The 20,033-nt window shown below is 62.6% G+C and carries 23 protein-coding genes and 2 tRNA genes; 8 read left to right on the forward strand and 17 right to left on the reverse strand.

The annotated features are described in order from the left end of the window. Positions 1–136: 136 nt before the first annotated feature. From LRS11_RS20780 to LRS11_RS20790, 3 genes are all read left to right on the forward strand, one after another. The gene (locus LRS11_RS20780) at positions 137–868 is read left to right on the forward strand and encodes an ABC transporter substrate-binding protein (protein WP_260496968.1); all 732 of its coding nucleotides are present in this window, start codon (positions 137–139) and stop codon (positions 866–868) included. Positions 869–1,042: 174 nt separating this feature from the next. Beyond that, entirely contained in the window at positions 1,043–1,723 is a 681-nt protein-coding gene (locus tag LRS11_RS20785) for a GNAT family N-acetyltransferase (protein ID WP_260494727.1), read from the forward strand. Positions 1,724–2,047: 324 nt separating this feature from the next. After that, complete coding sequence (locus LRS11_RS20790) at positions 2,048–2,311, forward strand: hypothetical protein (protein WP_260494728.1); 264 nt, start codon at positions 2,048–2,050, stop codon at positions 2,309–2,311. A 79-nt stretch (positions 2,312–2,390) separates the two neighbouring features. On the opposite strand, the gene LRS11_RS20795 is transcribed toward LRS11_RS20790, so the two are convergent. Together LRS11_RS20795 and LRS11_RS20800 are read right to left on the reverse strand one after the other, a co-directional pair. Continuing rightward, complete coding sequence (locus tag LRS11_RS20795; RefSeq protein ID WP_260494729.1) at positions 2,391–3,242, reverse strand: CAP domain-containing protein; 852 nt, start codon at positions 3,240–3,242, stop codon at positions 2,391–2,393. A 109-nt stretch (positions 3,243–3,351) separates the two neighbouring features. After that, the gene (locus LRS11_RS20800; protein WP_260494730.1) at positions 3,352–3,804 is read right to left on the reverse strand and encodes a hypothetical protein; all 453 of its coding nucleotides are present in this window, start codon (positions 3,802–3,804) and stop codon (positions 3,352–3,354) included. A gap of 267 nt (positions 3,805–4,071) precedes the next feature. Between LRS11_RS20800 and LRS11_RS20805 the strand changes: the two genes are divergently transcribed. Then, entirely contained in the window at positions 4,072–4,470 is a 399-nt protein-coding gene (locus LRS11_RS20805; RefSeq protein ID WP_260494731.1) for a hypothetical protein, read from the forward strand. 28 nt (positions 4,471–4,498) lie between these two features. On the opposite strand, the gene LRS11_RS20810 is transcribed toward LRS11_RS20805, so the two are convergent. Beyond that, positions 4,499–5,242: a substrate-binding periplasmic protein gene (locus LRS11_RS20810; protein ID WP_260494732.1), complete on the reverse strand. Its 744-nt coding sequence runs from the start codon at positions 5,240–5,242 to the stop codon at positions 4,499–4,501. 460 nt (positions 5,243–5,702) lie between these two features. Between LRS11_RS20810 and LRS11_RS20815 the strand changes: the two genes are divergently transcribed. Further along, a complete protein-coding gene (locus tag LRS11_RS20815) occupies positions 5,703–6,209 on the forward strand; it encodes a disulfide bond formation protein B (RefSeq protein ID WP_260494733.1) in 507 nt (168 codons plus the stop codon). A gap of 203 nt (positions 6,210–6,412) precedes the next feature. Here the strand turns inward: LRS11_RS20815 and LRS11_RS20820 are convergent. The 4 genes from LRS11_RS20820 to dapA form a co-directional block, all read right to left on the reverse strand. Further along, a tRNA-Ser gene (locus LRS11_RS20820) sits at positions 6,413–6,502 on the reverse strand. Between the two features lie 168 nt (positions 6,503–6,670). Further along, the gene (locus LRS11_RS20825; protein WP_260494734.1) at positions 6,671–7,540 is read right to left on the reverse strand and encodes a phosphoribosylaminoimidazolesuccinocarboxamide synthase; all 870 of its coding nucleotides are present in this window, start codon (positions 7,538–7,540) and stop codon (positions 6,671–6,673) included. A 101-nt stretch (positions 7,541–7,641) separates the two neighbouring features. Then, on the reverse strand, positions 7,642–8,754 hold the full coding sequence (bamC, locus tag LRS11_RS20830) for an outer membrane protein assembly factor BamC (RefSeq protein WP_260494735.1): 1,113 nt from the start codon (positions 8,752–8,754) through the stop codon (positions 7,642–7,644). Between the two features lie 17 nt (positions 8,755–8,771). After that, a complete protein-coding gene (dapA, locus tag LRS11_RS20835) occupies positions 8,772–9,650 on the reverse strand; it encodes a 4-hydroxy-tetrahydrodipicolinate synthase (RefSeq protein ID WP_173208529.1) in 879 nt (292 codons plus the stop codon). 213 nt (positions 9,651–9,863) lie between these two features. On the opposite strand from dapA, the gene LRS11_RS20840 reads away from it, so the two are divergent. Then, positions 9,864–10,421, forward strand: a complete 558-nt coding sequence (locus tag LRS11_RS20840; protein ID WP_173208531.1) for a glycine cleavage system protein R — start codon at positions 9,864–9,866, stop codon at positions 10,419–10,421. 278 nt (positions 10,422–10,699) lie between these two features. After that, complete coding sequence (locus LRS11_RS20845; RefSeq protein WP_260494736.1) at positions 10,700–11,173, forward strand: peroxiredoxin; 474 nt, start codon at positions 10,700–10,702, stop codon at positions 11,171–11,173. 53 nt (positions 11,174–11,226) lie between these two features. Here the strand turns inward: LRS11_RS20845 and LRS11_RS20850 are convergent, their stop codons facing one another. Beyond that, positions 11,227–11,466 carry a sulfurtransferase TusA family protein gene (locus LRS11_RS20850; RefSeq protein ID WP_260494737.1) on the reverse strand — a complete coding sequence of 80 codons (240 nt, stop codon included), beginning with the start codon at positions 11,464–11,466 and terminating at the stop codon, positions 11,227–11,229. Positions 11,467–11,573: 107 nt separating this feature from the next. On the opposite strand from LRS11_RS20850, the gene LRS11_RS20855 reads away from it, so the two are divergent. Beyond that, positions 11,574–13,007 (forward strand): M48 family metalloprotease, encoded by a 1,434-nt coding sequence (locus tag LRS11_RS20855; RefSeq protein ID WP_260494738.1) that lies wholly within the window; start codon positions 11,574–11,576, stop codon positions 13,005–13,007. Positions 13,008–13,063: 56 nt separating this feature from the next. On the opposite strand, the gene nadA is transcribed toward LRS11_RS20855, so the two are convergent. The 9 genes from nadA to tolR all read right to left on the reverse strand — a co-directional run bounded on the left by nadA (position 13,064) and on the right by tolR (position 20,028). After that, entirely contained in the window at positions 13,064–14,122 is a 1,059-nt protein-coding gene (gene nadA / locus LRS11_RS20860; RefSeq protein WP_260494739.1) for a quinolinate synthase NadA, read from the reverse strand. Between the two features lie 159 nt (positions 14,123–14,281). Continuing rightward, positions 14,282–14,357 (reverse strand) — tRNA-Lys (locus LRS11_RS20865). Positions 14,358–14,414: 57 nt separating this feature from the next. After that, positions 14,415–15,089, reverse strand: a complete 675-nt coding sequence (gene queC / locus LRS11_RS20870) for a 7-cyano-7-deazaguanine synthase QueC (RefSeq protein ID WP_260494740.1) — start codon at positions 15,087–15,089, stop codon at positions 14,415–14,417. A 15-nt stretch (positions 15,090–15,104) separates the two neighbouring features. Continuing rightward, positions 15,105–15,752: a 7-carboxy-7-deazaguanine synthase QueE gene (gene queE, locus LRS11_RS20875; protein ID WP_260496969.1), complete on the reverse strand. Its 648-nt coding sequence runs from the start codon at positions 15,750–15,752 to the stop codon at positions 15,105–15,107. 192 nt (positions 15,753–15,944) lie between these two features. Beyond that, positions 15,945–16,772, reverse strand: coding sequence for a tol-pal system protein YbgF (ybgF, locus tag LRS11_RS20880; RefSeq protein WP_260494741.1), 828 nt, complete (start codon positions 16,770–16,772; stop codon positions 15,945–15,947). Positions 16,773–16,778: 6 nt separating this feature from the next. After that, a complete protein-coding gene (gene pal, locus LRS11_RS20885) occupies positions 16,779–17,267 on the reverse strand; it encodes a peptidoglycan-associated lipoprotein Pal (RefSeq protein WP_260494742.1) in 489 nt (162 codons plus the stop codon). A gap of 54 nt (positions 17,268–17,321) precedes the next feature. Continuing rightward, positions 17,322–18,629 (reverse strand): Tol-Pal system beta propeller repeat protein TolB, encoded by a 1,308-nt coding sequence (tolB, locus tag LRS11_RS20890; protein WP_260494743.1) that lies wholly within the window; start codon positions 18,627–18,629, stop codon positions 17,322–17,324. Continuing rightward, positions 18,626–19,570, reverse strand: a complete 945-nt coding sequence (gene tolA, locus LRS11_RS20895; RefSeq protein ID WP_260494744.1) for a cell envelope integrity protein TolA — start codon at positions 19,568–19,570, stop codon at positions 18,626–18,628. Before tolA ends, tolB begins: the two co-directional genes overlap by 4 nt. Further along, complete coding sequence (tolR, locus tag LRS11_RS20900) at positions 19,570–20,028, reverse strand: protein TolR (protein WP_260494745.1); 459 nt, start codon at positions 20,026–20,028, stop codon at positions 19,570–19,572. The genes tolA and tolR overlap by 1 nt, the downstream gene beginning before the upstream one ends. Positions 20,029–20,033 lie beyond the last annotated feature (5 nt).

The following is a 20,033-nucleotide window of genomic DNA, read 5'->3' on the forward strand; positions in this document are numbered from 1 at the left end:
GGGGTAAGCAGACGCAGAGCGGCGAAGGCGATATCAACACGGCCTTGCCCGCCTTGTGACGGGTTCCTATGCTCTGTAGCAATCCTTCCAGCCGCACATCCCGAATCCCCGGCAGGCCGACACTGTGAAAACACTGATGCGCTGCCTGCTGCTGCTCACTTGGCTTCACTCCGCCGAGAGCACAGCTGAAACCTATCAGATCGTCACCGAGGAATGGGCGCCCTACAACTACAGCGAGCAAGGCCAGATACGGGGGATGGCGACAGACATCGTGAGAGCCATCATGAGCCTCACCGGTGATGATTTCGAAATACTGATGCAGCCAAGCATGCGCACCACCCATGCGCTGCAAACGCGCCCCAAAACCATCATGTACTCGTTGTTCCGCACACCCGAGCGCGAGCCTCTGTACAAATGGGTGGGGCCCATCGTGGAGGAATCCATTCACCCCTATCAGCTGCGCAGCGCGACGTTCCGGATCGAGACGCTGGCCGAACTGCAACGGGCCAAACGTATTACCACCCGCGTTGACGGTCTGATACCTAAAGTGCTGCAGGCGGCCGGCTTCACTAACCTGGATCGCTCGGCAAACACCAGCCACCAGTTGTACCGCATGCTGCTCGCCGGGCGCACCGAGATCATCGTCGGCGACACCGATGCTGGCGTGCACTATTACAGCCAGCAACTGGGCATCCCCGCCAATGCGCTGCAACAGATTCCACTCGAAATCTACAAGTCGTCGCTGTACATCGCCTTCAGCCGCGATTGCGACGACGCCCTGATCGAACGCTGGTCCAACGCGCTGACACAACTCCGCCGCACGGGAATCATGCAGCGCATTCAACGGCGCTATGAACACCCGGACTAGCCAAACCTGCTGACCTGAGCCATCCAGCACGGGCCATTGCCCAGCTCCACGGCGTAGCAGCGGACTGCTGCATAACCGCCATTGAGGGCAGCGCATGCGAACGCTCAAACCGCGCGAACGTTACAATGCCGCCCCTACCGATCCCAACGGGCCCGCCCCGGAGCCGAACCGCCGATGTTCACCCTCGTACAGCTGGACAACCCACCGCCCGAATCCCTGAAAAGCCAGGTGCTGCAGATGGTGGTGGACTACTTCAGCGACATCAGCCCGGTGTCGCTGACGCCCAGCAATCCGCTCTACCAGCTGTACCAGTACGTGATCGGCTACGAGGTGCACCTGTATCTACAGGCCATGGACGCGGCGCTGGATAGCAGCGCGCGGCTGATCCTGGCCCTGGATGATCAGGACCCTTCCCTGGTGCTCGGCTTCGCCCTGTACCTGCCGGCCAAGGATGATCCCGAGGCCTGCACCCTGACCTACCTGGCCGTACAGGCCAGCCACCGTCGCCGCGGTATGGCCCGCGCCATGCTGCAGCAAATGATCACCCGCCACCCGCATGCCGAACTGGCCTGCGTGGCGAGCAAGGTGCCGACCTTCGAGGCCATGGGCTTTCAAGTGCTGGCGGCGCGTGGCCCGCAGGTGCTGATGAACACCTGGGCGCACAGCTCGGATGGCATGGTGGCGGTGCAGGACTTGGCACCGATATTCCAGTCCAAGGAAGTCCGGCAGATCCACGCCTATCTGCTGCAGCAACACGGCAAGAAGGCCATGAGCGAGGCGGAAAAGCAGCGTGACCGCCAGCTCGACCAGCTGGCCCGCCAGGCTCAGGCGCTGGTAGACGAACGCCGCGCCTAGCGCCTGAACCCTTCCACGCGCCATCCGCGAGGGAACAGACCCTAGAGACTCCCGCCTCCACTCGGGGTCGCGCTCGCGAAGTTTGCAAGTTCGATATGGTTTGGCTCTATCGGCAACCTTATCTAGGTCTATTCAGACTTTGCCGGGCCACCCATGGAAGCCTACCGTTACAGGCGCTGTCCTTCGGTGTGTCTTTGTGGGTTGTGAGCGAAAGCCCTGGGCTGAGTATTTCTGGAGCATCCCCGGTTAGGGAGCGGTCAGGGGCCGCGTGCGGTTCATGATTGAGCAACGAAGTCATTTCGTACTCTTGAGTGGAGACAAATCATGATTGCCAAAAACCTCTTAACCGCCCTCGCGACGCTGGTCATCGTTGGCGGCGCGCCGTGGCTATCGACGCCGAGCCATGCAACCGAGCAGGCCGATGAGCGGCAGGAGTCACGCGACACCAAGCAGGAAGGACGCGACGCCGCCAGAGAAACCAAGGAAGAATGCAAGGAGGGCGATGAATCGAGCCGCGCAGAATGCCGCCAGGACAAGCGCGACACCAAGCAGGACACGCGCGACACCGCTCGCGAAATCAAGTACTGATAGCCAGCAGCCTGGATATCCAGGGTGGGCAACCTGCTCGCGGTTTCCCACCCCACAACAAACCGACACACTCCAGCCCTCAAGGCGCGCCGAACAGCGCCGTCCAGTAGATCCCTGCATCACTCTTCGGGTCGACCGCATAGGCCGCGCCCAGCTCGCTGAACTGCGCGGCCATCAGGTTGGCGCAGTGGCCGGGGCTGGCCAGCCAGCCGTCGACCACCTTACGCGCACCGTCCAGCCCGGCGGCGATGTTCTCACCGACCTGCTGGCCGCCGTAGCCGGCCAGTTCGGCGCGGTCGCCAGGCGTGCGGCCGTCGCGGTCGCGGTGGTCGAAGAAGTTGCCGTTGGCCATCGCCCGGCTATGGCTCTCGGCCGTGCTCGCCAGCGTGGCGTTCCAGGCCAGGGGCGCGGCAGCGGCGAAGGGTTGACCGCCACACTGGCGCGCCTGGGCGCGGGCGGCGTTGATCTGTTCCAGCAGTTTCTGCCCTTCCGCCTGCCAGTCGCCCAGGCGCCCGCCCAGCAGTGGCCGCGCCAGGACGATGCGCCAGTCGCGGTCCAGGCGGCTGACGCCGATATCGACGAACTGCGGATCGAGCACCACCTGGCAGAAGCTCTCGCGCAACGCCTGCATGGCCGCTTGCGCATCACGCGGGCCGGACAGGCTGATCGCCTGCACGTTGACCATCGGATAGCTGGCGCGGGCCAGCGCGCCCTGCAGGTCGGCGCTGCCGGTGGCCGGCAGCACCAGACGCGGATCGGCGGCCAGTGGCGGCAGCTCCGCCGAGGCCTGGCCGGCGCAGCGCTGCACCTGGCTGCGGTAGGCATTGATCGACTCGACCAGTTGCGCCTCTTCGGCCGCTCCGGCGGTGGCGGCTATCAGCAGGCCCAGCGACAGGACGACGAGACGCGGAATGAATGACGTGACGCGCATGAACAGCTCCCTCGACATGACTGCGCACATGATGCGCGATTACGCGCATTTGCGAACCCCATGCGCGAGCAGATCGCGCGATAGCGTGGCGGGGCAGCAGCCTGGAGGCTCAGGCGTAGACGCTGAGCCCGCCCTTGGCTTGCAGCCAGTCGCGGTAGGTCTTCAGCGAGCTGGTCTGCTCATCGCCGTTGTAGCCGACGAAGGTGTCACTCTCGCCGAAGCCCCGGTCGACCAGTTTCTGTACCTGGGCCAGCAGCTTGGCGGCGTCTTCGCGGTCCAGCTCGGCGACATCGGGCAGCTCGATTTTCTCCCGCGCGCCACTGGCCTCGCTGTTGAGCGCGGCACGCTCGCTGGCCACCAGGCCACCGGCGTTGCTCTGCATGGCCCGCAGCAGGCCGCCGCGGCTGTGCGCCACCAGGTCGGCGGCGTAGCGGCGCAGTTCGGTGACCGGATCGCTGCTTGCCGACGGTTGCTCCTGCGCCGTGCCGGTGGTGGCGGCACTGCTTTTGCCGATGCTGGTGACATAGTTCGCCACTGGCGAATGACTGGCGATGGTGTTCATGGCCGCGCCCTGCGTCTGTTCACAGGACGTGCTTAGCAGAATGCGGGCCAGGTGGCGCAAGCCCCGCCACGCCTGGCTTGGCGCGCTATCGACGGGAGCTGCGCAGGCCATCTCTTGCCAGGTTGGGCAAACCTTTGCCGCCGGTTACACGGCACGCGGCGGCAAAATGATTAGAAGCGCTTTTCCCGCCGACCGACTAAGGTGTCGACGTCACGGGCTGGCATGCCCCAGCCCATCCCGCCACCTGCCCCGCCAAGGAAGCTTGCCATGCACCTGATCACCGCCCAGCTGAAACTCATCATGCTGATCACCGGCGCCCTCACCTGCACCATGGTCTACGCCCTTATCGCGCCGCAGGCCGCGTTGCTGTCGATGTTCGGTGAAACCCTGCCGGACAGCCCGCTGATGCACATCGTGGTGCGCAGCTGGGGCATGCTGATCACCCTGCTCGGCGCGGCGCTGATCTACGGCGCCTTCAACCCGGCCGTGCGCCCGCTGGTGCTGAGCCTCGCCGGCCTGAGCAAGCTGGTGTTTGTCGGCCTGCTAATCCTGCTGGGCGGCCAGTACCTGCCGCAGACCCTCACGCCGATCCTGATCGATGGCCTGGTCGTGATCCTCTATGCCATCTGCCTGCCGCGCGCGCGCCGCGAAGCTGCCGCGGTTTAGGCCTGCCTCGAATGGTGAAGGCCATCGATCAGTCGTGCAGATAGCTCTGCACGATACGGTCGTGGCTGCCATCCTCGATCAGCTGCCGCAACACCTGCGCATAGCTCTCCACGAACTCCACCGAATTGCTCTTCTTGCTGAAGGCCACTTCGGCGGCATCGGTTGAAACCACCACGGCCGTCGGCCGGATGCTGTCGTCGAGGCCCAGCTGCCGGGTCTCGTAGAGGCCCGTGCTTTCATCGGCAATCACGCCGTCGATGCGCCTTTTCTTGACCATCTGCCACAGGTTGGCGCGGCTGGTGGTGAACGACACGCGCGAGGCGAAGTCGGCATCGGCCATCAACTGCTGATAGACCGGCCCGTAGGCAACATCGATCTGCGCGCCGAGGCGAAACGGGGTTTTCTGCAGTTCGCGCAGGTCGCTGACGGGCCAGCGCGCCAGGGCGTCCTGGTGCATGAAAAGGATATTGCGCGAGGGCTCCAGCACCGCGCCGGAGAAGTGCGCATATACCTCGCGCTCGGGCTTGCGGAAAGCGCCGGGGAGGATATCCAGGCGCCCCAGCTCAAGCTCCTTGAGCGCCCGTGCCCAGGGCAGCTTGACCAGCTTCACCGTGCAACCCAGCCGCGCCAGCACCGCCCGATTGAGATCGATGTCGATACCGCCGACCTCGCCATTCGCCTGCTGCATGCTGAAGGGCGGGTCGTCGTCCCAGCGCAGGGTCTTCTGGCAGGCTTGCGCCACGCCCGCGAGACTGATGAGCAGAAGCAGCAAGCTGCTTGTGCAGAAACGGCGTAGCGGGCTCGAAGCGTCGACGACAACTCTATTCAAGATCAGCGCTCACAGGGACTCGTCCGATGGGTTTGAGTCTAGAGAAGCGCGCGGGCGGCGGCCACGATTTCCTGCGGCGGCCAAAAACCACTACAGCTATACAACTAGCGTGCTTTGGAGCGTCGATAATGTGCCCTAACAATGCCCTAAGCCGATACATTACCCAGGGCTCTAAGCCCGTAGTTACTGAAGCTTGCAAGACGTCTCTACGCAGTGGTTTCCCGGTAATAAGCTGAGTAGCCATTCAGGGACGCGCCAACAAGCCCTGGCATTCGACGTCTTCGGTACTCGCATCGGCTGAAACAATGTTCGCGCCCCATAGCATAAGCCAGGGATGTCCACCAGAGCGGCGGTAGTCCATAGAGCCCTACGTTAAGCCGGCGCCAACCTCTCGGAGATTTACATGATTCAGCAGCCATCACCTATCCCGCTGCTCACCCTGATCACAGCCGCCTGTTTCGCCATGCTAGGCGGTGCCTTGTTGATGCAGCATCAATTCGGCTGGGAACCTTGCACGCTATGCGTGCAGATCCGCCTATGGCTGCTCTGTGCCGGGGTTATCAGCCTGCTGATCATGACAGCCGAGGCAATCGGCCAACGCTGGTTGAGCCTACTGTTCTGGCCGACTCTGCTGGCGGCAGGGGGGATGGCGCTGTACGACAATACTCACCTGGTGCTGATCGAGAGCGGCGTGCTGGAAAGCTTTAGCTGCTCGCCCTTCCCTTTCTATACCGTCTACCTGCCCTTGCACGAGCACCTGCCCGATGTGTTCATGAGTGCCGGTGTCTGTGGGCAGAACAACTATCGCGTCCTGGGTCTGCCCTTTACCAGCTGGACCCTACTCAGCGTCGCGCTACTGTTCGCTTTGATCCTGCTCAGTGCCTGGCGCGCCCTGCGCTTTCGGCGCTAATCAGTCGGAGATCCATACTCTGGATCACTCCGGGCTTCGTTGGCACCTAATATCGAAAATGATCGGGGTTGATCGGGAAGAAGCGGACTAGAGCGGCATGGAACGTCGCTGGTTTGCCCTAAAAATGCCCAAAACCCTTTCCTCCCCAAACGAAAAAGCCCCTGATCCATTAATGAATTCAGGGGCTTAGTCAGTATCGAGTATGGCGGGAAGATAGGGATTCGAACCCTAGGTGCACTTGCGTACACAACGGATTTCGAATCCGTCCCGTTCGGCCACTCCGGCATCTTCCCACGGCGGCGCGCATGATATCAGTTCAAGTCGTTTTGGCGAACCCCGTTCGGCATTTTTTTCGCGTGGATTCAGGTGCTTGCGCACTCGCAGCGCGAGGCGGGCTTTCCCCGGGCAGAAAAAAGAGGAGCCTAGGCTCCTCTCTTTGCTAACGCCGGCAGAAACGTCGGTCAGTTGGTCAAGCGGGTCAGCGCCTCGCGGTACTTGTCCGCGGTCTTCTGCGCTACGTCGGCCGGTACGGCAGGGGCCGGCGGCTCCTTGTTCCAGCCGGTGGATTCCAGCCAGTCACGCACGAACTGCTTGTCGAAGCTCGGCGGGTTGCTGCCTTCGGCGTAGCTGTCGGCAGGCCAGAAGCGGCTGGAGTCGGGGGTCAGCGCCTCGTCCATCAGGGTCAGGGTGCCGTCTTCGTCCAGGCCGAATTCGAACTTGGTGTCGGCGATGATGATGCCGCGGGTGGCAGCGTACTCGACCGCTGCGCTGTACAGGGCGATGGCGGTGTCGCGCACCTTGGCCGCCAGTTCGGCACCGATGATCGCCTCGCACTGGGCGAAGCTGATGTTCTCGTCATGGTCGCCGACGGCGGCCTTGGTCGAGGGGGTGAAGATCGGTTGCGGCAGCTTGGCCGCCTCTTTCAGCCCGGCTGGCAGCTGGATGCCGCAGACGGTGCCGCTCTTCTGGTATTCCTTCCAGCCGGAGCCGACGATGTAGCCACGCACGATGGCTTCCACCGCCACCGGCTGCAGACGCTTGGCCACAACCGCACGACCTTCCACCAGCGGCAGCTCGGCAGCCGGCACCACGTCTTCGACCCGGTCGCCGGTGAAGTGGTTGGGCACCACGTCCTTGAGCTTGTCGAACCAGAAGTTGGAGATGGCGGTGAGGATCTTGCCCTTGTCCGGGATCGGCTCGTTGAGGATCACGTCGAAGGCCGACAGGCGATCGGTAGCGACCATCAGCATGCGCTTGGCGTCGATTTCGTAGAGGTCGCGGACTTTGCCCGAATAGATTTTCTTCAGGCTCAGGGTGCTGGGAGTGGTCATGTCGGAATTTCCGCCTTGATCAAACGAAACAGGCGAAACCCACCGGGTTTCGCCTATCGAGTTACTGCTCGGCCGGCACCGAAGTGCCGACACGTTACAACTTAGCCGAGGTTTTCCTGGATCAGTTGCAACACACGGCGCGCCACGTCTTCCGGCGCCACGGTGTTGAGGTCTTTCTCCACAGAAACCTGCACGTCGCCATCGGCTGAGCGGGTCAGGCGGACCTGATAGCGCTCGGCACGGGCGTCGATTTCTTCCTGGCTCGGCTCGCTGCCGAACAGGCCGCTGATGAAGCCTTTCTCTTCTTCCGGCTTCTTCGCGCCTTCGGCCAGGTTGACGTAGTACACGCCCAGGCTGCGGTTGATGTCGTCGATGCGCACGTTGGCCAGTTCCAGGGAACGGCCGACGCTGGACCAGGCACGATCGAAGTCGGTGCTGAGGTTGAGTACCGGGTTGCCGTTGCCGTCCTGGGTCAGGCTGACGCGGCTCGGGGCATCATAGTCGCGGGCGGCCAGCAGGGACACGGAACCGTGCTCGGCGGTGCTGCTCAGGTCCGCCAGCATGCCATCGAGCAGCGAGGCCTCCAGCGAGGCATTGCCGGTGCGCGCCGGAAAGGCCACGTCGGCAGTACTGCCCTCGTCGCGCTCGGCGCTGACGATGAACACTTCGCTGGTGTTGCGCACCACGCCCGGCTCGATGCGCACGCGCACGCGCACTTCATTGTCGCTGTCGGTCAGCAGGCTATCCAGACGACGGGCCATGGACGGCGCCAGTTCTTCAGCCGGCTGCCAGGCACTGCTGAACTCGCCAGTCTGCGGACGCTCTTCGGCGATGCGGAAGCCGTTGTTCTCGAAATACTGGCGTGCCACCGGCCAGACTTCCGCCGGGCTGCGCTGAGCCACCAGCCAGCGCGAGTCACCGCTCTTCTGCAGGCTGAACTCGCTGGCATCGCCGACCGGCATGGCCTGCGGACGCGGCACTTCGAATTTTTCCGGAGTATCGGTGCTGGTGGCCACATTCATCGGCACCGGCAGCAGAGGGTCGATACGCTTGGCATCGACGTTCGCCGGCATCTGCATCGGCGCGGTCTGGCGCGAGTCCAGGTAATCGGTGCTGCGGTCACGGAAATAGCCTTCGTCACCCCACAGCCACCCGCAACCGCTGGTGCTGGAGATAATCACGGCAAGGGCGGAAAGTCCGGCCAATCGCTTCATGCGTAATGCTTCCTCGGTTAAACCAGTACGCCGGACTGGCGCAGGGCCTGACGCAGCGGTTCGTGACAACGCGGGCTGAGCCAGGTCAGGGGCAGGCGGATGCCATCCGGCATCATGCCCATTTCATGCAGGGCCCACTTCACCGGAATCGGGTTGGATTCGATGAACAGGGTTTTGTGCAGCGGCATCAGGCGCTCGTTGATGGCGCGGGCAGTGGCAGCATCGCCAGCCATCGCGGCGGCGCACAGTTCGGCCATGGCGCGCGGTGCGACGTTGGCGGTCACCGAGATGTTGCCCTTGCCGCCCATCAGCATCAGTTCGACGGCAGTGGCGTCGTCACCGGAATAGACCAGGAAGTCCTTGCTCACGCGATCCAGTACTTCCTGGCCGCGCTGCAGGTCGCCGGTGGCTTCCTTGATACCGATGATGTTGGCGATCTTGGACAGGCGCTCGACGGTCTCCGGCAGCATGTCGCAGACGGTACGGCCCGGCACGTTGTAGAGAATCTGCGGAATCGCCACGGCTTCGGCGATGTGGCGGAAGTGCTGGTACAGGCCTTCCTGGGTCGGCTTGTTGTAGTAGGGGGTTACCAGCAGGCAGGCATCGGCGCCGACGCTCTTGGCGTTCTGGGTCAGCTCGACTGCTTCGCGGGTGCTGTTGGCGCCGGTACCGGCGATCACCGGGATGCGCCCGTTGACCTGATCGACCACGCGACGGATGACCTCGACATGCTCGTGGACATCCAGGGTGGCGGACTCACCCGTGGTGCCGACGGCAACGATGGCGTTGGTGCCCTCTTGCAGGTGGAAGTCCACCAGCTTGCTCAGGCTGTCCCAATCCAGACCACCCTGTGCGTCCATGGGCGTGACCAGTGCCACCATACTGCCCGAAATCATGCAACCGCTCCTGCCGGAAAAAGAGAGCCGTAATGGTACTGACGCCACCAGGGTTGTACAAGCAAAGGACTGCACCAGCCGACCGTTAAACAGAATGTGCTGTCAGCCACGCCGTACGCCGCACCGGCATTCCCCTGAGCGGTGCTTTTCGCTACCCTTCCTGCTTTGTTCGCCACGTCATGTGCCGATCACTCTTCGTTTTAGGAATGCTGCATGTCCACCCCCCAGGTTCGCGAACAATTCCTCGTTATCAGCGCCCTCGGCGCCAACCCCATGGAGCTGACCAGCGTGCTGTGCCGGACCAGCCAGGAGAACCGCTGCGCCATCGTCAGCACTCGCCTGACCCGCCACGGCGAGTTCAGCGCGCTGATCCTGCAGGTCAGCGGCAGCTGGGATGCCCTCGCCCGCCTGGAAGCGGCCCTGCCGGTACTGGCCAAGAAGCACAGCTTCAGCGTCAACATGACCCGCAGCGGCGCCCAGGAAAGTCGCCCCCAGGCCCTGCCTTACGTGGCCTACGTCAGCTGCGTGTACCGTCCGGATATCCTCAACGAGCTGTGCCAGTTCTTCAGTGATCACCGTGTCGAGCTGGAAAACATCACCTGTGACACCTACCAGGCCCCGCAGACTGGCGGCACCCTGCTGAATGCCACGCTGACCGTGACCCTGCCGGCCGGTACGCAGATCAGCTGGCTGCGCGACCAGTTCCTCGATTTCGCCGACTCGCTCAACCTCGATGCGCTGATCGAACCCTGGCGCCCGCAGAATCCTTAGGGTCTGTTCCCGTTTCGTTCACGGCCGCGACGGAGCCCGTTTTTGCGCGGAACTAGGCACGAGACGCGAGGTTTGGTCGCCCAAATGAGCCGTCGAGTAACGACGCTCCGCGCAAAAACGAGCCCGTCCCTGCGGGTTGCGCGTAAAATCGCGCCATGCGTCGTTGCGGGACTTGCCAAGGGAATGACCATTGCCTGCGTCCCGCGCCTAGCCTGGCGCGATTTTGCGCAGCAACGCGACTCGCGAACGAAACGGGAACAGACCCTTAGGAGCCACACATGGCCGTGACCCTCGACCAGCCGGTCGCCGACTTCAACGCCGCCGCCACCAGCGGCGTACAGGTATCCCTGAGCGCCCTCAAGGGTCAGCAACTGGTGATCTACTTCTACCCGAAGGACAGCACCCCGGGCTGCACCACCGAAGGCCAGGGCTTTCGCGACCACTATCCGGCCTTCCAGGCAGCCAACACCCTGGTGTTCGGCGTATCGCGCGACGGCATGAAGTCCCACGAGAACTTCAAGTGCAAGCAGGAGTTCCCCTTCGAGCTGATCTCGGACAAGGACGAGGCGCTCTGCCAGCTGTTCGACGTGATCAAGCTGAAGAAGCTCTACGGCAAGGAATACCTGGGCGTCGACCGCAGCACCTTCCTCATCGACAAAGATGGTGTGCTGCGCCAGGAGTGGCGTGGGGTGAAGGTGCCGGGGCATGTCGAGGCCGTGCTGGCCGCCGCCCAGGCGCTGAGCAAGCGTTAAAACACCGAACATGAAAAAGGGCCGCATCGCGGCCCTTTTTTATTGCGCACCCCTTAAACCTTGCGCAACCAGTAACGGAATACGCCGCCCGCTTCTTCCTCGCGCAACAGCTCATGCCCGGCCAAACGCGCAAACGCTCGAAAATCGCGCTGCGAGCCGGCATCGGTGGCGATCACCTTGAGTACCGCACCACTGGGCAAGCGGTTCAGCTCCAGCTTGGCCTTGAGCAGCGGCAGCGGGCAGTTCAGGCCGCTGGCATCCAGCTCGGCATCGCAGGCAACAGGATCGGTCATCGAGGGCTCTCCACAGGGGCGGCAAGCATACCCAAGGCCGCACAACCCTGGCCAGCCGACCACCCAGACGGCTACAGTAAGGCCTTTGTTTGCCATGAGCCCCGTGCATGAAGCTTCTGCGCCCTTCCCTGCTCGCCCTCGCCTGCCTGCTCGCCTATCCCGTCACAGCCGATGACCTGCCGTCGCTGGGCGATGCCAGCTCATCGATCGTCTCGCCGGAACAGGAACACCAGCTCGGCCGCGCCTGGCTGAGCATCCTGCGCGGTCAGGTCGACCAGCTGTCCGACCCGCAGCTCAAGGACTATGTGGAGAGCAGCGTCTATCGCCTGGCCGAAACCAGCCAGGTGCAGGATCGGCGCCTGGAGTTCGTCCTGCTCAACAGCCCGCAGCTCAACGCCTTCGCCGCGCCAGGCGGAATCATCGGGGTCAACGGCGGCCTGCTCCTCTCGGCGCAGACCGAAGGCGAATACGCCTCGGTGATGGCCCACGAACTGGCGCACCTGTCGCAACGCCACTTCGCCCGCGGCATCGAAGCCCAGCAGCGCATGCAGGTGCCGGTGATGGCCGCCATGCTCGCCGGTATCGTCGCCGCAGCGGCTGGCGCCGGTGATGCCGGCATCGCCACCATCATGGGCGCCCAGGCCGCAGCCATCCAGGAACAGCGGCGCTTCTCGCGGCAGAACGAACAGGAAGCCGACCGCATCGGCCTGCTCAACCTGGAAAAGGCCGGCTATGACCCGCGCGCCATGCCGAGCATGTTCGAGCGCCTGCTGCGCCAGTATCGCTACGATCGCAAACCACCGGAATTCCTCCTCACCCACCCGGTATCCGAGTCGCGCATCGCCGACACCCGCAACCGCGCCGAACAATTTCAGCCAGGCGGCATCAACGACAGCCTGCGCTACCAGTTGATGCGCGCCCGCGTGCAGCTGATCTTCGAGGAGACACCGGGGATCGCTGCCAAGCGCTTTCGCGCCATGCTCGAGGAAAACCCCAAGTTGGACGCTGCGCGTTATGGCCTGGCCATCGCCAAGATCAAGGGTGGCCAGCTCAACGAAGCACGCACGACCTTGCAGGAGCTGCTGGCCAAGGCGCCGGAGGACATCACCTACAACCTGGCCATGGTCGATCTGGATATCACCAGCAATCGCCTGAACGATGCCCGCCAGCGGGTCGAACGGCTGCGCAACCTGTATCCGAACAACTACCCGCTGGATCAGGCGCGCATCGACCTGATGTTCAAGCAGAGCCAGGGCAAGGAGGCTGAGGTAGCACTCAACGAACTGCTCAAGAACCGCCCGCATGACCCGGACGTCTGGTATCAGGTGGCCGAGGCCCGCGGCCTGGCCGGCAACATCATCGGCCTGCACCAGGCCCGCGCCGAGTTCTTCGCCCTGGTCGGCGACTACGACCAGGCCCTGTCGCAACTGGACCTGGCCAAGCGCCGCGCCAGCAGCAACTTCCCTCTGGCTTCCCGCATCGATGCACGCCAACTGGAGCTGATGGAAGAAAAACGCGCGATCGACAAGATGCTGCGCTGATCAGCTGTCCATGAAAAAGCCCGGCATTGCCGGGCTTTTTTGTATCTGCACTCACCTCAGGCGTTGCCGCTCAATTTCAGCCGGGCTGCCTGGGTGAAATCCAGCATGCGCTTGAGCGGCTTGATTGCCCGTGGAATCAGCGCCGGCTCAACCAGGATCTCGTTACTGCCCTCCCGCAGGCACTGCAGGGTGCGCTGCAGGGTGTTCATGGCCATCCACGGGCAATGCGCGCAACTGCGGCAGGCGGCGCCATTGCCGGCGGTCGGCGCCTCGATGAAGACCTTGTCCGGGCATAGCTGCTGCATCTTGTAGAAGATGCCGCGGTCGGTGGCGACGATAAAGGTCTGGTTCGGCAGGGTCTGCGCCGCCTTGATCAGCTGGCTGGTGGAACCCACCGCATCGGCCAGCTCGATCACCGCTTCCGGCGACTCCGGGTGAACCAGCACGGCGGCGTCCGGATACAGCGCCTTCATGTCGTGCAGTTGCTTGGCTTTGAACTCCTCGTGGACGATGCAGGCGCCATCCCACAGCAGCATGTCGGCGCCGGTCTGACGCTGGATGTAGCGGCCCAGGTGCTGGTCCGGTGCCCAGAGAATGGTTTCACCGTTGTCCATCAGGCTCTCGACGATTTCCAGCGCACAACTGGAGGTCACCACCCAGTCGGCCCGCGCCTTCACCGCCGCCGAGGTGTTGGCATACACCACCACGGTACGCTCCGGGTGCTGGTCGCAGAACGCCGAAAACTCGTCAACCGGGCAACCCAGATCGAGCGAGCAGGTGGCTTCCAGGGTCGGCATCAGCACGCGCTTTTCCGGGTTGAGGATCTTTGCCGTCTCGCCCATGAACTTGACCCCGGCTACCACCACGGTCTGCGCCGCGTGCTGGTTGCCGAAGCGGGCCATTTCCAGGGAGTCGGAGACGCAGCCGCCGGTTTCCTCGGCCAACGCCTGGATCACCGGATCACAGTAGTAGTGCGCGACCAGCACGGCATTCTGCTTCTTCAGCTCGGCGGCTATTTCGCTACGGTAGAAGGCCTCCTGCTCGGGCGTCAGCGGCACGGGCTGCTTGGCATCGAGATGGGCTTGAACCAGAAGGCGTTCGGAAATATGCGTCATGTTGATCAGACCTGCAGGCGCGGGTTGGCAAGTGGCGAGTATACCATTGGCCCCTGCCGCCTCAGGGCGGCAGAGCTAACGCAGCAATGCCAGGCACAGTATCGCCGGGCTTTTTTCGAGGCATAAAAAAAGCCAGTCTTGCGACTGGCTTTTGCGATTTGGTGGGTCGTGTAGGATTCGAACCTACGACCAATTGGTTAAAAGCCAACTGCTCTACCAACTGAGCTAACGACCCGACGCGGTGCGCATAATACTGATTTAATTCAGAAAATCAACACCCCGCGGAAAAACTTCAGCTATAGCGAGTCGGATCCACTACTCCCGCGGCGATAAAACCGGCCGCACGCAGCCGGCAGCTATCGCACTTGCCACAAGCCCGACCATCCGCATCGGCCTGGTAGCAGGACACGGTCAAAGCATAGTCGACGCCATGCCGCATGCCGATCTGCACGATCTGCGCCTTGCTCAGGTTCTGCAGCGGCGCTTGAATGCGAAAGCCCTCCCCTTCCACACCCTCACGAGTCGCCAGATTGGCCAGCCGCTCGAACGCGGCAATGAAGTCGGGACGGCAATCCGGATAACCGGAATAGTCCACGGCATTGACCCCGATAAAGATATCGTGGGCGCCCAGCACCTCCGCCCAGCCCAGGGCCAGTGCGAGGAATACCGTGTTGCGTGCCGGCACATAGGTCACCGGAATGCCTTCGGTCGGGCTCTCCGGCACGGCAATCGAACTGTCGGTCAGGGCCGAACCACCGATACCGTTGAGATTGAGGCCGACCACCTTGTGCTCGACCACGCCCAGTTGTGCCGCCACCCGCTCGGCCGCCTGCAACTCAACGCGATGGCGCTGGCCGTAATCAAAACTCATGCTGTAGCAGGCGAAGCCCACGGCCTTGGCCTGAGCCAGGATGGTGGCGGAGTCGAGGCCACCGGAAAGCAGCACCACGGCTTTCTTGTCTGTCATCTCAGTACCCTCGAATCAGTGGCCAGGCTCATCGTTCCACAGCAGCTTGTGCAGCTGCAGCTGGAAGCGCACGGGCAGATTGTCGGCGATGATCCACTCGGCCAGGGCCTGGGCACTGACCTGCTTATGGCTGGGCGAGAACAGCACCTCGCCGGCGCGCTGGTCGAGGCGGTACTCGATCAGCTTGGAGACGGCCCAGTCGTAGTCCTCGCGCGAGCAGATGACGAACTTGACCTGATCGTTGCGGGTCAGCAGATCCAGGTTGCTGTACAGATTGCGCGAGACTTCCGCCGAACCCGGGGTTTTCAGGTCAACCACGCGGCTGACGCGGGGATCGGTGGCCGCGATATCGAGGGCACCGCTGGTCTCCAAGGACACCTCGTAGCCGGCATCGCACAGGCGCTTGAGCAGCGCAATGCAATTGGGCTGGGCCAGTGGCTCGCCACCGGTCACGCAAATGTAGCGTGGCTTGTAGCTGGCGATCTGTGTGCAGATGGCGTCCAGGCTCATGAGCTCGCCGCCGCTAAAGGCGTAGGCGGTGTCGCAGTACTGGCAGCGCAGCGGGCAGCCAGTCAGGCGAACGAACACAGTGGGTAAACCACTGCTGCGCGTTTCGCCCTGCAGCGAGTAGAAAATCTCGGTAATGCGCAGGGTTTCTTGCATATCGGCACCGGGCGTGACGGCGAAACAGGCCATCCGCCTCCGTTGCGGGAAAGGGGGCCGCGATTCTAAACGAAAATATTAAGGGAGACATTTTTAACGTCGCCCAGGCGACGGAGCGGAGGGTGACCACCACGGAAGATAAGCCATAAAAAACCCGCGCCAGGCGCGGGTTTTCTGATCAGAACAGACCGATCAGGGCAGACGTTGCAGGTCGCGCTGGGCCAACTGGGCGGCGGAGGAGCCTGGGAACTGGGCAATCAGCTGACGCAGGATGCCCTTAGCCTTGTCGGTATTGCCCAGGCGCTGCTCGACATCGGCCAGCTTGAACAGCGAATCCGGCACCTTGGCATGGGTCGGGTAGGTCACGCTGACCTGGGCAAAGGCCTTACCGGCCTCTTGCAGGTTGCCATTGGCCAGGTTGACCTCACCGAGCCAGTACTGGGCATTGCCGGCGTACTGGCTGCTCGGGTATTTGCGCAGGAAGGCGCCGAAGGCCTGGCTGGCCTTGTCGAAATCCTTGGCTTTGATCAGGTCGAAGGCAGCGTCGTAATACAGCTTTTCCTTCGCCGGGTCGGCCGGCTCATTGCTCGCAGGCTGTGCTGGAGCTTGCTGGGCCGGAGCCGTTGGAGCACCGCCGGCGTTGATCGCGCCGTCGGCAGGGGAATTTTGGGTAGGAGCTGCGGCGCCAGCGGCACCACCAGCCAGACGGCTGTCCATATCTTGGTAACGCGCCAAGCTTTCTTGCTTGAGACGCTCAATCTCGTTCTGCTGTTCTTCAACCATGCCACGCAGCGAAGCAATTTCTTGCTGCATCTGCTGCAACTGCATGAACAGCTCACCCTGCGCCGAGGCCGGGGCCGTAGCCCCGCCCCCAGCGTAGGCGCCATTCGTGCCGTAACCCACCGGCGGATAACTGCTAGCACCGTAACCGGCACTACTATCCACCACGGGAACCTCGGCCACTGCCGCAAGCGGCAGGGCGAGAACCAGAGAGGCTACGACACGAAGGCACTTTTGCATGGCGAATTACTTACGCAGTTCGACGCGACGGTTCTGAGCCCAGGACTGCTCTTCGGTGCCAGTGGCAACCGGACGCTCTTCGCCGTAGGAAACCAGTTCCAGCTGAGCCGGGGAAACGCCCTGCAGAACCAGGTAGCGCTGTACGGCCTGAGCACGACGCTCGCCCAGAGCCATGTTGTACTCGCGGGTGCCGCGCTCGTCGGTGTGGCCTTCCAGAACGACGCGAGCGCCGTTGCCTTTCAGGTCCTTGGCGTGTACGTCCAGAGCGCGCATGGCTTCCGGCTTCAGGTCGGAGCTGTCGTATTCGAAGTAGAAGGTGGTGATGGCGCGCAGAGCAGCTTCTTCGCTCAGAGCGCTGTCCATGCCATTGGCGTTGGCGTCGTAGCCAGCGTTCGGGTCGGTGGCGCCTTCGCCAGCGTTGTCGCCGCCTTTGGACGAGCAACCAACGGTAACGGCCAGAGCCAGGCCCAGTGCAGCAAATTTCAGCATTTCCATGGTGTAACTCCTAATGGTTTCTAGGTGTGTTTAAAGCAAAGTTTTGTTACCGCATCAGTTCAGGTAGGGGGACCAGGACGGTTCCCTCACATCACCTTGCGCGGTGGGAATCGGGAGTCTGGCGCGCCCGTTGGTAGACACGAGCATCAGCACTCCGCGGCCCTGCTGGCGGGTGGCGTAGATTAACATGGTGCCATTGGGCGCGACAGTAGGAGAGTCGTCCAGACTGGTCTCGGAGAGGATGCGCGGAGCGGAGCCGGCACGGGTCAGATCCTGCGCCGCCACTTTGAAGTTGGTGAAGCCATCCTGACGATGGATCATCACCAGCATCTTCTCGTCAGCCGAGAGTTTCGGGTTGGCGTTGTAGTTACCGATGAAGGTCACGCGCTGCGCCTCGCCACCGGCGATGTTCTGCTTGTAGATCTGCGGCTTGCCGGCACGGTCCGAGGTGAAGTACAGGGTCTGGCCATCCTTGCCCCAGAAGGGCTCGGTATCGATGGCGTAGTGATTGGTCACGCGCTGCAGCTGACGGCTGCCGAGGTTCATCACGTAGATTTCCGGGTTGCCGTCCTTGGACAGCACGAACGCCAGGCGATTGCCATCCGGCGACCAGGCCGGTGCGCCGTTAAGGCCCTGGAAGTTGGTGATCTGCTCGCGGCGACCGGTGTCGATGTGCTGCACGAAGATGCGCGGGCGGCGCTGCTCGAACGACACATAGGCAATACGACGGCCATCCGGCGCATAGCGCGGCGAGAGAATCGGCTCGCGCGACTGCAGCAGGGTCACACCACGGGCACCGTCATAGTCGGAGCGCTGCAGGGTGTAACGGGTGTTGTTGACCGAAAAACGCTCGGCGGTGACGTAGAGCATCTTGGTGGAGAAAGCGCCCTTGATGCCGGTCAGTTTTTCGAACGACTGGTCGGCCACATGGTGGGCCATGTCGCGCAGCTGATCCGGCGTACCGGTCACATTGCCGGCCGCGACCTGTTGCTGACTGGCCACGTTGAACAGGGCGAACTGCACCTGCAGGCGGCCACCGGTCGGCGCGATGCTGCCGACCAGTACGTACTGGGCGCCCAGGGCCTGCCAATCGCGGTAGATGATCTCGCCGGCCTGGGTCGGCAGGCTGATCATGTTCTGCCGGGGAATCGGCTCGTACATACCGGAGTTGCGCAGGTCATTACCGATGATATCGGCCATGTCCTCGGGCAGCACGGTGCCGCCCTGCCAGCCAAACGGCACTACGGCAATCGGGATGGCCCGGTTGACCCCATCGGTTACGGAGATGTTCTTTTCATCGGCGACAGCCAGGCCGGCTACGCAGCAGAGAACAACAAGCAACCCTCGAAGAATATTGATCACAGGTCCAGATCCTCTGGTGTAAACGTCATTTTGAACGAGCGATAGGGTGCGAAGTCGGCAGGGCTGATGCCCTGCATCTCAGGAATCTGACCCACGTTACGCACTGCAGTTACCGCCGAACTATCGAAGGCAGCATCACCACTGGAGCGCAATACCGAAGCATTGCTGATGATGCCACCAGGCAGCATATTTACTTGTACGGTCACACTCATGCCATTTCGGGCAGAGGGCGGACGACTCCAACGGCCAGACACTTCTTTGCGAATCAGATCATCGAAGTTACCCGCCACCTGATCACCAACTTCATCGGCCAGCGCCTGCTGACGCTCGGTGGTATCGGACAGCAACTCGGCCAATGCCTGTGCTTTCTTGTCCTCTGCCGCCTTGCGTGCCGCTTCCTGAGCCTTTTTCTTGGCATCAGCGGCAGCCGCCTTTTTCTTGGCGTCTTCCGCGGCTTTCTTCTTCGCTGCTTCGGCCGCCTTTTTCTTGGCTTCCTCGGCGGCTTTCTTCTTCTCTTCCTCGGACTTTTTCTTGGCGATATCGGCGAGCTTCTTCTGCTCGGCCTTCTTGGCTTCTTCCGCCTTCTGCGCCTCGGCCTTCTTATCGGCCACTTCCGCCTGTTTGGCTGCCTCGGCTTGCTTTTGTTCCGCAGCCTCCTGCTTCTTCTGCTCTTCCTTCTTCGCCTCGAGCTGCTCCTGCTCATACTGACGCGCCGCGGTTTTCTTGGCTTCGCCGGCAACCTTCTGATTGGTCTGGGTGGTGGCCTGACTCTGCGATTTCAGCTGATACAGGGTTGCCTGGACGATCGGTTTGGCCGGCGGCAGCTCAGGAGCAAACTGAAAGCTGACGAACAGCATGGCAAACATCAGGGCGTGCAGAGCCACGGCCCAGATGGTTGGCCAGAAATAGCTTTCCGAGGAGGAGCGAGCGCTCTGCTGCATCAGGGGGCCTCGGTGATCAGCCCGACGTTACCCACGCCAGCCTGCTGCAAACCGCCCATCACCGCCATTACCGAGCCGTAATCGACCGCCTTGTCACCGCGCACGAAGACCTGCACCTTTTTACCCTGGCTGGCGTTCTGGCTCATGATCGCGGTGACTGCCTGCACCAGCGCGGGCAGTTCGAGCGCGGTCTCGCTCTGCTTACCCTGATCCGGATCAACTTCCTCGCCCATGTTCCAGTAGTAGGTCTTGTCGGCCTTGATGGAAACGGTCAGCACGCGGGAGTTGTTGTCCTGCGGCAAGGCCTCGCTGGAGACCTTGGGCAAGTCAACCTTGACGCCCTGGTTGAGCATCGGCGCGGTCACCATGAAGATCACCAGCAGCACCAGCATCACGTCGATATAAGGCACGACGTTCATCTCGGCGACTGGCTTGCGTCTATTGCGAATTCTGGCCATGGGCA

Source organism: Pseudomonas sp. J452, assembly GCF_024666525.1.
Taxonomy (GTDB): domain Bacteria; phylum Pseudomonadota; class Gammaproteobacteria; order Pseudomonadales; family Pseudomonadaceae; genus Aquipseudomonas.